This is a genomic window from Thermoactinomyces sp. CICC 10521, assembly GCF_016055135.1.
In the GTDB taxonomy this organism is placed as follows: Bacteria; Bacillota; Bacilli; order Thermoactinomycetales; family Thermoactinomycetaceae; genus Thermoactinomyces_A; species Thermoactinomyces_A daqus.
This window is the reverse complement of record NZ_JAECVZ010000004.1, coordinates 37107-50469: the sequence shown is the minus strand read 5'-3', so window position 1 is coordinate 50469 and position 13363 is coordinate 37107. Positions and strand designations below refer to the sequence as shown.

Genomic DNA, 13363 nt, shown 5'->3' with positions numbered 1-13363 from the left:
CTCTCCTCCCTTTTCTGTGATAATGCGTTGCTGTTGCAGGCCAGGTTGTGGTACCCACCCTCCCTGCGTTCCCAATGGTCGGTCAGGGGTTTACAGGATATGGATTTTTCTCCGGTCAGTTGCGGAGCGGTTTTCCTTTGGCAAGCATGTATTGCATCCGCGCCTGTGTTTTTGGTTCACCGATCAGGCTCAAAAACGCTTCCCGTTCCAGATCCAACAGGTATTGCTCGCTGACGAGCGTTCCTTCCGGAACCGCACCCCCGGCCAAGACATAAGCCAGTTTGCCGGCGATTTTGTAATCGTGCTCCGTGATATAGCCGGATTTCAGGAAACCGTACGCACCGAGTCGCAACACATTGTAACCCGTTTCACCGACAACTGGGATTTTGCGCGGTTTCGGCGCTTTGTAGCCGGCTTTATACAGCCCCAGTGCCACCTGTTTGGCCTCGTAAAGCAAGTGGTCGCGATTGATGGTGATTCCGTCATAAGGTCGCAGGTATTTGTATTTTTGGGCATCAGGCCCGCTCGTGGACACTTTGGCTTGCGCGATCGTCTCAAAAACGTGGTTTACCAACGGCTGCAACGCGACGCGGTCACCGGGGTCAATCCCTTCGGTCCAGCGGAGCAGCATTTCCTTGTTGCCGCCTCCTCCGGGGATCAATCCTACCCCGACTTCCACCAGACCCATATAGGTCTCGGCAGCAGCCTGTATCCTGTCACAGGGCATGCACACCTCGACACCTCCGCCCAAGGTCATTCCATAGGGAGCGGCCACCACGGGGCGATCCAGATACCGGAGGGAACCCATCGCATCCTGGAACTGGCGCACCATCAGATCGATTTCCGGCCAGTTGTAATCTTGCGCCTCCATCAGCATCAGCATCAGGTTTGCACCTACGCAGAAGTTCGGAGCTTCAGCACTGATCACCAAACCGCGGTAATTGGCGCTCACTTCTTTAACCGCTTTCCTAATCATGCTGATGATATCAGCCCCGATCGCCTGTTTGGGCGAGTGGAATTCCAGGCAGGCGATATCATCGCCGATATCGATCAGACTCGCCCCCTTGTTGCCGGCAATCTTTTTGCCCTGCTCTTTGAGACGGGAGAGAGAGATCACCTTTTCGCTTTCATCGACATCACCAAACTTGCCGCCGATGTTGAAAGATTGGACGCGACCCTCTTCCGTCTGGTAGAAGGAAGTCGCTCCGGAGGCGAGCAATTTTTCTACCAGCGGCGGAATCGTCTCCTCTTCTTCCCGCATGCGCGCCACCGATTTTTCAACCCCGATGGCATCCCAGAGTTCAAACGGCCCCAAATCCCAGTTGAATCCCCAGCGCATCGCCCGATCCACGCTCACGATATCGTCGGCGATCTCCTCCAGGTGCTCAGCCGTATAAAGGAGCGCTTTTTTCGTAATAATCCAGGCCAATTTGCCGGCAGGATCATTGGCATAAACCAGCGCCCGTAACTTTTCGGCTTGCGTTTTTCCCCGCTTCGCCTGCTCTAGTGAACGCGCTTTCAATTTTTTGCGCGGGCGATAATCGAGCGTCGCCGGGTCCAGGACGAGAATCTCTTTCCCTTTTTCCGTCTTGACTCGCTTGTAGAATCCCTGTCCTGTCTTCTCGCCCAGCCATTTGTTTTCCACCATTTTCACCAGCAGCGGGGAGACTTGGAATGCTTCTTGTTCTTCCGGGTTCGTCACATTTTCACGCACGTTGTCAGCCACATGGACAAAGGTATCCAATCCGACCAAATCCAGTGTGCGGAAAGTTGCACTCTTGGGTCGACCCATGGCACGCCCTGTTACATCGTCCACTTCATCAGGTCCCAGTCCCAGCTCTTCCATCGCTTTTAGCGTAACCTGCAAACCATACGTGCCGATCCGGTTGGCGATAAAGTTCGGCGTGTCTTTGCAGATTACAACCCCTTTCCCGAGCACCTCTTCGGCAAATGCCTTCATCTCCCGCAGGATGTTGACGTCAGTCAGCTCGTTGGGGATGATCTCCAATAATTTCAGATAGCGCGGCGGGTTGAAGAAATGGGTGCCGAGAAAATGTTTTCGGAACGCTTCCGACCGGCCTTCCACCATCTTGTTGATAGAAATCCCGGATGTATTGGAGCTGACCACCGTACCCGGTTTCCAAACGCTTTCTATGCGGGCGAACAAATCTTGTTTGATTTTCAGATTTTCCACCACGACCTCAATAATCCAGTCCACATCCTTCAAGGAATCAAAGTCATCCTCCAGATTGCCCACCTGGATCAGGTCTGCCGCTTCCTTTGTATACAATGGTGAAGGCTTTTCCTTAAACAATCGCTCTTTTCCCTTTTGCGCCAACCGGTTGCGAACCACCCGGTCTCCCAGCGTCAGCCCTTTGGCCTTCTCCTCCTCGGTCAAATCGCGGGGAACGATATCGAGAAGCAATGTCGGAATCCCCACATTGGCCAGATGTCCGGCGATGGCTGCACCCATCACCCCGGCGCCCAGCACGGCAGCTTTTTTTATTCGTTTCAATCGAGCTCCTCCTCTCTGCGGTTTACACCCAGCCATTCCTGTTCATCTGAATGAATAGTCATTCATAAAAAGGTGAGAAAAAAACCTCTCCTGGGCGGATCGGCTTATTTTGGAGAAAAATGTTTACAACATCAGAAATTTTATTTTGTTTGAAATTAATTTCAATAATATTATTTCTCTGTTTTCTCTCTTCGTCAAGGGGTTGCTTCATACTTTTTTGTCTCTTTTACACAATTGCAAATTCAATCTCAACTCCGGAGTACCGGACGTTCATAATTTCTTGTATACCCACACCCAGACCACGACACCGACGACAATCGCCACTGCGAGAGCGATGAGAAGGCGCACTTGGGCATTGAAAAACGGGTCGGGAGACACTGGAGGAGCAGCAGGGGGAGTAACCGTATCATCGGGTTCTGTCATTCCGGGATCATCCGGCTCCGGGTTCGGCGATGGGCTTTGCCCGGCCTGGAAGCCAAGCGAGTCCTTTAAAATCCGTTTCTTTCCGTCAACCGTTCCTGCAAAACGAATCAAAGCCTTATACTGCCCCGGGGCGAGATCGTGAAAAACATAGGATACTTCCGGTGTACTCTGACGGGATACCAGCGCAGAAGCGGCCGGTTTCCCTTTGCTGTCAACCAGGGTAAACAACCAGTCTCCTTTGGCCGAATTCCCGTAGAGCAGTCTTCCGGTCACTCTGATTGCATCATTGTCAGGAGAAACAGCCGCCTTAATCCCTTCGCGGGTAAAAGGACATGAGGCCTGCAAGAGATAATGGCCCGGTCCGATGATCCCGTCAAATTGAACGGTCGATTTCACCCTGCCCGGCTGATTGCCGATTTTGGCAAATGCCACATCGCGATCGGCGGCATAACGAAAGGCCTCTTTGGTGACAAGATCAACATAAGTCCAACTTCCTTCCACATTTAACCCGTTTGGCACGTCCAGCCGGGCATAGAGGTAAAAGCGCTCTGCAGCCAAATCATACGCCACACTGCAGCGGATCGGATAACTTTGTCTTTGTCCATAGGGCGGAGGAGCGGCAAAAGGCTGTTCCGCTTCGGCATGTTTCGGCACGTCACCCGGGCCGGCAGCATCAAAGGTCACCTTTGCCACATATTTTTTGCCCACGGTAAATAAATGTTGGTTAAACACCGCTTCACAGCTGATCCCCTGGCAAGTCGACACTGTCTGTTTGCCAACACCGTCAATGACATACGTCCAAGTTCCGTTTATTTCAGCATCTTGCCCGACATTAGTCAGTTCGGAGCGAACCACGACCCCCGGGCCCGGCTTTGAACCGGCAATCGTCACTTTGATCCCGGCTGGCCGTGTCTCAGCCAGTACCGGAGGCCAACTGCCCAAAACCAAACAGCAAAGGAGCATCAACACAGCAAAGAACCATCCGGCCAGTTTCCATTTCATCGATCCGCCTCCTCGATTTTTATTCAGAATATTTTATATATTATATTTATTATACCATGTTATTCTACTTAATGATTAAATGAAACCTGTTTAAGGGAAATGATTCCAAAAAAAGAAGTGCCGGTGAGCACTTCCACAATTAATGAAAATCCGATTTTGCGTTGAGGTTATGCATGTGGCGTCCGGGTGGTCCGGGGACGCAACGCCGGCGTCTGCGGAATAAATCCCTTCACCAGATATGCCGCAAAAACAACCCACCAAAGATAATTAAGGAACAAAAAAACAAGCCATTTTTGCCAGATCTCCAAAAAAGACAGCAGATCAAACGCGACAAAATATGCCGGAAGAATTGCTAACTGGGCCCGATCTCCCAATGTTTCAGCTAATTCCCAATAATATACTTCCTCCACCTTCAGCAATTTGTCCCGAAAATAGATCCCTACTATCGGGCGAACGCTGGAATAATAGAAAAAGCCGGGAATCCCTAACAACCGACGGTTGATCGACATAAAGATATAGGTCGCAATCAGAAGTAAAAGATAGGCCATGTGATCCCCCCGTTGCTACACCACCGATAAGTAGGCAAATGAAAAAGCAGTACTCAATTTGCATGCGATTGAAGATTCCTCATTCCATTACCCGACCAGCTCCAAACGCGGTAGGGAAAGAGCCCTTCCCGGACAATGGGATTTCCCGCTTTCATCCTTGATTTCACGATTCATCAAAATGCCTTGTCCATGTTATTATTCTTTGTCCCGATCCCCCTTCCTTCAAAGGAACTGACAAAATTCGCTAAAAATACCCAAAATCCGCTTGTGTCTTCCGTGAAAATGTGTTCCAGGGCGGTCGCCGGGTACTGTTACCCTCCCGAATTGGTGATACATTTATTCCCTGGTTGTGTTTGACAAGATGATCGATTCCGGGCAAGGGAAACAGAAAAAATCCATTGTTCCTTTGAGGCAATGGATTTCCTTCCTATGTATTCATCTTCATTTGGTAACATTCAGATTTTAACACATGTTTTGATTGGGAGAAAGTTCGTTTATTCAGCAATAACGGTTAAATTCACCGCGACGCTTGCTTTTCGTCTTCCTGAATCACTCGATTGCAGGAATGTCAGGATTTTTTGCCACTCCATTCGTTTGCAGATCCTTCCCCTTCAGCCCGATATTTACACCAAACCCGATTGAGTCCTTCATCCTTCTTATTACTATTTATAAGTGAAAGAACATTTTCTTTGATCCCGTTTTTTTCCCCAAAGCGTGAGGATATGAAAAGTCGCATAAATTCCCGATTTCGAGCGATACGCCCGATTATACCGCCTCATCACTTCCGTCAGCACATTTCGCTGCAAAATAAAATTTTGTTTGCTTTCGCTGTAACTTTCCCCGGCAGCTTTGATCCGCTCCAGCAAGGTGCGGCAATCTTCGTATTCGATCCGCTGCCAGCACTCTTCCGGTGTCACATCCGACAAACCGGCCCCGTCAAGCAACTGCACCCATTCCTCCGCAGTGCGAAACGGGAGAAAATGCCTTTGCGGGGGCAACTCCCATTCAAGCTCCACTTGCCTGAACGTCGCCTGCAGCTCCTGACACGTTTCGGGGCCAAAAACGGTCATGCCGTACCAGCCTTCTCCGTTCAGCATCTCTCTCACTTTTGCCAGCACCCTTTCCGGAGCTTGCAGCCAGTGACCCATCAGATTGGTGATAACCAGGTCAAACATACCGAGACCGGAAAGATCATCTTCTTCCACATCAGCCGCAACAAACTGAACGCGTGCAGAAGCAACCCGTTCCCGAGCCATCTCGATTCGCCGGGGGGACAAATCGAGCGCAACCAGCTCTGCCCGTGGGAAATATTCAAGCAACAATTCGGTAAAATAGCCTGTCCCGCAACCGAGATCCAGGATGCGGCCCGGATCAAACACCCGATCTTTTAAACTGAACAGAAGGCGATGGGCCATCCTTTTGTAAACAACCAGGAATTCGTCATATGAAATAGTTCGGTTCATCTGGCGAATGAATTGTTTTTTATTGATTTTCAAGCCCTTTCGCCCTCCATATCACGTACTTATTTTATCACGGCCTTTTTTTCTCCAATCAGTAATCAAACTCCTGCCCTGGTTCAATAAAAATGATCATGATTTGCGGGTACAAGCTGAAAATGAAAGCGAAGTGAAATCAGAGGGTCGTGGCGCCCCGCTGACCGCCATTCAAAACGGGGAAGATCATGCGTGGGGCACCACGGCCTGACCAGCAATGCACCTTTTGCACAAAAAATCTTTTTTATCCCGAAAATGCTTTATAGTTTGCGCTGGAAAAACTGGCGCAACGTTTCGGCGGCGTGTTCCAGCGTGGCCAATTCCTCGGCGGAGAAATGAAATCTGCCTTCTTTGCCCTTTAATTCATATGTACCGCTGATCCAATGGTCAACAGCGGCCGGCTGGTACTTGATCCTCAGAGTTTCGATCTCACCGGAAAGCCAGGAAGTGGGCCGGAAGTGAATGATTTGGAAACCGTCCTTTTCCTTTCCCGTATAAGCCTCATTATGATGTTTAAATCCCAGACGGGCAAATCCATCAAGGAAATGGCCCTGAAGCCCCGAAGCATAGACATCGACTATATCGCGATCTTCAGCATCGACACCGCTTTTGATTTCCAGATCCGTTTGGAAGAAAAAGCGCGTATTCACGGAAGAAACGGGGAGGTGGCGGGGACAGACAAATTCAAAGGGGTATTCTCTTAATTCCTCCGGCTTGATCACCACATCTTCTTCAAATACGGTGATCTTTGCCACCACTTCATTGACATCAACCCGCTGTCCTCCGCTCGGATAGGCAGATGCAAGGCAAAAATGCACCCTCAGCCCTTCCATGACTTGTTTTACTTCACCCCCCTTGAGGACGATCTTTCCCGTCACCGGTTCTCCCATCGTCAAGTTCTCCCGGTCCAGCACCAAATCGACCTGGGCCGCTCCAAAGCCAAGGGAAGCCAGAAAATTTTTGATCACGAGGCTCATCCTTTCAGTCGCTGGAATAAATCAGTTGGAAAATTGATAGCCCATATATCGTATCACAGAATCCCGTTTCAAATAACTGATTTCATTCCAGATCCGCAAACATACTTCCCTCTCTCGCAAGCGTTTCGTTTTTTGTTTTCAGGGGATATTCCAAAATTCCGAATCTCACCGGACGATTGAGTTTGTCCGATCAGGCAAAACAACACAACTTGATTGCCTCGATCGCCTGTCTTAAATCTTCCTCCCGATGGTTGGCCATCAGGGAGAAACGCAGGCGGGCGGTTCCGGCAGGAACAGTGGGCGGGCGAATCGCGACAGACAGGACTCCCTGCTCCTGAAGCCGGTGACTGAAAAGAAGCGCCTGTTCATTTTCCCCGACCACAACGGGAATGATCTGCGTGGCCGAACCAGCCACATCGAGCCCCAAACCGGTCAGCTGCCGGCGAAACCAGCCGCTTTTTTGCCGCAATTCCCGGCGCAACCGGTCTGCATCACGCACCAATCTCAATGAAGCACGAATGCCCGCAATAATGACCGGTGGCAAGGCGGTGGTATAGATGAAGGGACGACATTTATTGATCAGATAGCGAATCCAGTCGCGTTTCCCCGCCACATACGCCCCGTATACGCCAAAAGCTTTGCTGAAGGTGCCCATGTAAAGATCAATTTCCCGGTCAACCCCCAATTCATGCGCCATCCCTTTTCCCTCGTCTCCGAACACGCCCCCGCCATGCGCATCATCCACCACCAGGGCGGCATCATAACGTTTTTTCAGCTCCACCAGATCTCTCAGCGGGGCGACATCGCCATCCATGCTGAAAACAGTATCCGTCACAATTAGTTTCCGTCCGGCTCCCTGCTGATCCGCCGTTTTCAGCAGACTCTCCAGATGATCCGGATCCAAATGCCGGTAAATGTATTTTCGTGCTTTGCTCATGCGGATGCCATCCACAATGCTGGCATGATTCCACTGATCGCTGAAAACGGCATCCGACGGCTTGAGAAAGGCGGAGAGCAATCCTGCATTGGCCATATAACCATTGGGAAACAGGACAGCGGACTCTGTTCCTTTAAAAGCAGCCAATTCCTGTTCCAGCGCCTCCGCCTCCTCGCTATGCCCGATAATCAGACGCGAGGAACCGGCACCGCTTCCTTTTTCCGCCGCTTCACGCATCGCCTGAATCATGCGGGGATGCCCGGCCAGACCGAGGTAGTTGTTGGAGGAAAAATTGACCAGCCTCTTCCCTTTTCTGTGCAAAACGGGGCGGTGCGCATCCGCTGTCGGAATCAAATGCCGGTTCAGGTGATCTGCGGAAAGGGCCTGCAATTCTTCCCGGATCGTACGGTTCCAGAGTGAACTCATGCCGTCTCCACTTCAATCTCAAAACCGAGATCGCGTATCATTTGATGATCCAATGAAGACGCCTGTCCTTCCGTCGTCAGATAATCCCCCACAAAAATGGAGTTGGCCGGGTATAAGGCCAGAGGCTGCAATTGGCGCAAATTCACTTCTCTCCCCCCTGAGACGCGAATCTCCTTCGTCGGACAGACAAACCGGAACAGGGCAAGCACTTTCAAACAGTAGCGCGGGTTCAATTCTTTCAAACCCTCCAGCGGGGTTCCGGGAATCGCATTGAGAAAATTGACGGGGATGGAATCAGCATCCAAATTGCGCAGCTCATAAGCCATCTCCACCACTTGTTCACGCGTCTCTCCCATACCGATGATACACCCTGAACAAGGGGACAGACCCGCTTTTTTGGCCGCTTCCACCGTTTGCACACGGTCATCGTATGTATGAGTGGTCGTGATCCGCCCGTAATGTTCCCTGCTCGTGTTCAAATTGTGATTGTAACGGTCAACCCCTGCTTCCTTTAACCGTTTGGCCTGGCTTTCCGTCAAAATTCCCAGGCAGGCGCAGATTTTCATGTTTAACTCCTCTTTAATCACCTTGACTGCTTCAACCACTTCATCCAGTTCCTTCTCCGTCGGTCCGCGACCGCTGGCCACGATACAATAGGTTCCGGCCTTGCGGCTCAGTGCCTCTCTGGCCCCGGCGACCAGGACATCTTTTTTGAGCAGCGTATATTTCTCGACCGGCGCCTGCGAAACAATTGATTGGGAGCAATAGCCGCAGTCCTCGGGACACAAACCGCTTTTCGCATTGATGATCATATTCAGCTTTACTTTCTTGCCAAAATAAGCTTTCCGCACCCGAAACGCCGCCTGCAAAAGCGGCAACAGCTCGTCATCGGGCGCATCCAGCACAGACAATCCCTCTTCCATTGACAACCGTTCTCCGGCGAGCGCCCGATCAGCCAGAGTTTCCCATCGCGATTTCCCCATACTGCTCAGCCTCCTGTTTTTAAGGTTGAAATCCATTTTTTTATGTCGACATGCTGAAGAAACACCTTTTTAATTTTCGTTGCAGTCAGTCCCCCTTCAATCCACGGAACGGTCCCCCAGACGGGAACACCGGCAAACCGTTCGATCAAACGCGGATTATGCGGAATGCTCGGGTCATCCACACCCGGCTTGAGACCATTTAAAACAACCCCTGCGATCCGCAATCCCCGCTGCCGGATGGCGCTCGCCGTCAACGCTGTATGATTGATGGTGCCGAGCTGCGGATGGGCGACAATCAACACCGGCCACCCGATTTGCACCGCGAGGTCAGCCATTGTCCATTCCTTTCCCAGAGGTACCACCCAGCCGCCGGCACCTTCGACAAGAATCACTTCATGCTTTTGCTGCAACATCTTCAAAGCGGCAAGAATCCTGTCAACTTCGATCTCCTCTCCGGCCAGTTCCGCTGCCAGTCCGGGAGCCACCGGCAAGGAAAAGTTGTAAACCACAATCTCCTGCAAGCGGTCAGTGACACCCGTCCATGCTTTCAGGCGCATGCCGTCGCTCCCGGGGTCGTCCGGCTCTCCTCCGCTCTGCACCGGTTTCATTACGCCGACATCAATCCCCTGATCTGCCAAGGCCAAAGCCAGGCCGGCAGTTACCATCGTCTTTCCGATTCCGGTTCCGGTCGCCGTGATAAAAAGCCCGTTTCCGCTCACTTGGCCGTCACCTCGCGAATCGCCTCATGCAGGATGGACACCATCGCTTGCAAGTCGGGAAGCGGAGTGGCCAGCGGCGGCATCAGTGTAACCACGTGATCCAGCGGCCGTGTCACCAGTCCCAGTTCCCGAGCCTTGCGGCATACCTTCGCTCCGATGGCTTCGGCAAACGGATAGGGCTCTTTGGTCTCTTTCTCTTTTACCAGTTCAATGCCCACCATCATTCCCAGCTGACGCACTTCGCCGACAGCCGGCAAATCTTTCAGCGCTTCCAGATGATCAGCAAGGCATCGGCTCGCTTCCTGCACATGATCCAACAGATGCTCCCACTCATACAAATCCAGGTTGGCAAGCGCTACCGCACAGCCAAGCTGATTTCCCGTATAGGAATGACCGTGGAAGAAGGTTTTCGCTTCACTGTGGTCCGCGAAAAAGGCATCATACACTTCATCTGAAGTAAGTGTTGCGGCAACCGGCAAATAACCCCCAGTCAATTTTTTCCCGACCATCATAATGTCCGGTTGTACGCCTTCATGCTCACAGGCAAACATTTTGCCGGTACGTCCAAATCCCGTCGCCACTTCATCGGCCAACAATAAAACATCATATTGGCGGCACATCTTTTCCACTTCTGACAAATAGCCCGGGGGCATCATGATCATCCCGCCGGCTCCCTGAACCATCGGCTCCACAATCAGGCCGGCAATACGTTCTCCCTGGCTCTTCAAGACCGACTCCAATTCATGCAAACAGGCTTGCTTGCATTCTTCAGCTGTCCCATCAAACCGGTAAGGATAGGGGTAAGGAAGCTTAATTGTGGAAAAGAGCAAGCGATCAAAGGTGGCATGGAACAGATCCATCCCCCCGACACTGACAGCGCCGACAGTATCCCCGTGATAACCGTTTTTCATGGAGAGAAACGTGTTTTTCTCCGGGAATCCGCGGTTTTTCCAGTACTGGAACGCCATTTTCAACCCGATTTCCACTGCCTCCGCCCCGCTGTCAGAATAAAATACTTTTTGCAGCCGGGTCGGAGTAATCTTCACCAATCGCTCCGCCAACAGGATGGCCGGAATGTTCCCCATTCCCAACAGCGTGCTGTGCGCCACTTTTTCCAACTGCACCTTAATCGCTTCATTCAGCGCCGGATGGTTGTGACCATGTACATTCAACCAGACGGAGGCATTGCCGTCATAATATTCCCGACCCTGCACATCGTACAGCTTCACCCCGTCCGCCCGCTCGATGATCAGCGGTTCATCCTGGAGATACTCTTTCATCTGGGTAAACGGATTCCACAAATAACGTCGATTCTTCTCCAATAACTCTTGATAGGAGAATCCGGCCAAGCAAAACCCCTCCCTCCTTATTTGTAAACCTATATTTTTTTAAGGTTTACAATCAAAGTATAACATACCGGCCATCCGGCAGAATACCCGGATTTACCCTGATGAAATGAAACAACCACAGCCCATCTTTGACCGGAAATAGGAGAATGCACATACCTTTTTATCCCTGAGTCAATAGGATATAGAGAACCTTGAGCGGGAGGTGAAAAAATGGGCTTCAGTTGTTTCGGTAGTTGTGGCGGTTTTGGTTTCGGCTGGAGAAGGCTGTTAATCTTCCTCCTTGTCATCGCAACCATCTTTGTCTTTGTTGGTGGAGGATTCGGCTTCTAAACTAAATCATCGAAACATCCCCCGGTAACCCGGGGAGAATGCAAACAAAATGGATTAAACGCAACTTGGAGATCCCTTTTATCACCTGCATCAGAATATTGCCTATTAAAAAATGGCCTTTTCCCTCAAATTGAGGAAAAAGGCCATGTACTTTTACCCGTTGACAGCCATGATCAGCTCGTTTCCCTCTTCCTTCCGATCCGGTTTTGCCTGAGGCATCTCCCCGTCTTCCACGCGATAACAGCTTTTGACGGTTCGAATCACGTCCATTTCTTTCAAACGGGCGAGCACCTGATCCAAATCCTGTTTGCTCACATGATGGGTAACTAGGACGATTTCCGCTTCTTTCTGATTGGTTCTCGGCTGTTGCAGCACCTGCTCCAGCGAGATGTTGTAATCGGACATCAGCCGGGTGATTTGCGCCAACACGCCGCATTCATCGGCCGCAATCAGGCGCAAAAAGGTTTTAAAGCGCTTCTGTGCATCCCCTTTCAGCTTTTTCTCCCGATAGGGTTTGACGACGCTTCGCCCGTTTACACCCAGATTCATATTTTTCACGACCGAGACCAGATCCGAGACGACGGAAGTGGCTGTGGGCAGCTCACCCGCCCCTGGTCCGTAAAACATGGTCTCCCCCACCGCTTCCCCGTATACATAGACAGCATTGAACACACCATGCACAGATGCGAGGGGATGGGAGCGGGCGACGAGAGCCGGCTGTACACAAATCTCGATTCCATCCTGATCATGGGCGGCCACACCCAAAAGCTTCATCTCATAGCCCATTTTTTTCGCATAGGCGATATCTTCCCGGCTGACCGACTCAATCCCTTGCACATCAACATCTTCCAGACTGACCGGGGAATGAAAACCCAGGGTCGACAAGATAACCATTTTACGCGCGGCATCAAGTCCCCCGACATCGGAGGAAGGGTCCGCCTCCGCATACCCCAAAGCTTGCGCTTCCTTCAAAACTTCTTCATAACCGGCTCCTTCGCGGCTCATCTTTGAAAGGATGTAATTGGTCGTTCCGTTTACAATTCCCATGATGCGGGTGACGCGATCTGAAGAGAAGCTGTCCATCAGCGCGCGCAAAATCGGGATGCCCCCGGCTACACTTGCTTCATAATAAACATCGCAATTCATTTCCCTCGCCTTGTGCAAGATCTCCGCCCCATGAAGCGCCATCAAATCCTTATTGGCAGTCACCACATGTTTCCCCTGCTCCAGGGCTTTGAGCAGGTATTGCTTGGTCGGATGGATTCCTCCCATCACCTCGACAATGACGTCGATTTCCGGATCCATCAACAAGTCATCCGCCCTGGTGGTGATCAGATTTCTATCCAATTCGATCTGTCGCTTTTTCTCCGGTTCCCGCACCAATACCTTCGCGATTTCGATTTGTGAGCTTGTCTGGTTGCGAAGTTCTTCCTGATGGCCGGCAATAATCCGCGCCACACCCGTTCCGACAGTGCCCAACCCCAACAAACCGACTTTTACTTTTCTCTCTTCTCTCTCATTCCTCATCTCTTATGTCCTTTCCACAAATACATTTGTTTCTTTGTTGGAGACAGTATAGCGAACCGGACAGAGGATTTCAACACTTTTTTCCACCAATTTTACCGGTTTCAAATAATTCAGACAGAGGAAACCGTCTCAAA

Annotated in this window: 11 protein-coding genes; all 11 read right to left on the bottom strand. The window is 51.1% G+C overall.

The window, feature by feature from the left end; all coding sequences use genetic code 11:
* Window positions 1-115: 115 nt before the first annotated feature.
* The 11 genes from I8U17_RS04510 to I8U17_RS04460 all read right to left on the bottom strand — a co-directional run bounded on the left by I8U17_RS04510 (window position 116) and on the right by I8U17_RS04460 (window position 13229).
* Window positions 116-2551 (bottom strand): 3-hydroxyacyl-CoA dehydrogenase/enoyl-CoA hydratase family protein, encoded by a 2436-nt coding sequence (locus tag I8U17_RS04510; RefSeq protein ID WP_198059088.1) that lies wholly within the window; start codon window positions 2549-2551, stop codon window positions 116-118.
* A 22-nt stretch (window positions 2552-2573) separates the two neighbouring features.
* The gene (locus tag I8U17_RS04505; RefSeq protein WP_160173815.1) at window positions 2574-2726 is read right to left on the bottom strand and encodes a hypothetical protein; all 153 of its coding nucleotides are present in this window, start codon (window positions 2724-2726) and stop codon (window positions 2574-2576) included.
* Window positions 2727-2785: 59 nt separating this feature from the next.
* Complete coding sequence (locus I8U17_RS04500; protein WP_198059087.1) at window positions 2786-3940, bottom strand: hypothetical protein; 1155 nt, start codon at window positions 3938-3940, stop codon at window positions 2786-2788.
* A 167-nt stretch (window positions 3941-4107) separates the two neighbouring features.
* A complete protein-coding gene (locus tag I8U17_RS04495) occupies window positions 4108-4488 on the bottom strand; it encodes a hypothetical protein (protein WP_033100055.1) in 381 nt (126 codons plus the stop codon).
* 662 nt (window positions 4489-5150) lie between these two features.
* Window positions 5151-5984, bottom strand: coding sequence for a methyltransferase domain-containing protein (locus tag I8U17_RS04490; RefSeq protein WP_198059086.1), 834 nt, complete (start codon window positions 5982-5984; stop codon window positions 5151-5153).
* Window positions 5985-6241: 257 nt separating this feature from the next.
* On the bottom strand, window positions 6242-6949 hold the full coding sequence (locus I8U17_RS04485; RefSeq protein WP_198059085.1) for a sporulation protein: 708 nt from the start codon (window positions 6947-6949) through the stop codon (window positions 6242-6244).
* A gap of 199 nt (window positions 6950-7148) precedes the next feature.
* Complete coding sequence (gene bioF, locus I8U17_RS04480) at window positions 7149-8321, bottom strand: 8-amino-7-oxononanoate synthase (protein ID WP_198055845.1); 1173 nt, start codon at window positions 8319-8321, stop codon at window positions 7149-7151.
* Window positions 8318-9304, bottom strand: coding sequence for a biotin synthase BioB (gene bioB, locus I8U17_RS04475; RefSeq protein ID WP_033100050.1), 987 nt, complete (start codon window positions 9302-9304; stop codon window positions 8318-8320). Before bioB ends, bioF begins: the two co-directional genes overlap by 4 nt.
* A 5-nt stretch (window positions 9305-9309) precedes the next feature.
* Window positions 9310-10023: a dethiobiotin synthase gene (gene bioD / locus I8U17_RS04470; protein WP_198055844.1), complete on the bottom strand. Its 714-nt coding sequence runs from the start codon at window positions 10021-10023 to the stop codon at window positions 9310-9312.
* Window positions 10020-11372 carry an adenosylmethionine--8-amino-7-oxononanoate transaminase gene (bioA, locus tag I8U17_RS04465; RefSeq protein ID WP_232330907.1) on the bottom strand — a complete coding sequence of 451 codons (1353 nt, stop codon included), beginning with the start codon at window positions 11370-11372 and terminating at the stop codon, window positions 10020-10022. Before bioA ends, bioD begins: the two co-directional genes overlap by 4 nt.
* Before the next feature lie 483 nt (window positions 11373-11855).
* Window positions 11856-13229, bottom strand: a complete 1374-nt coding sequence (locus tag I8U17_RS04460) for a homoserine dehydrogenase (RefSeq protein WP_052154048.1) — start codon at window positions 13227-13229, stop codon at window positions 11856-11858.
* Between the last annotated feature and the right edge of the window lie 134 nt (window positions 13230-13363).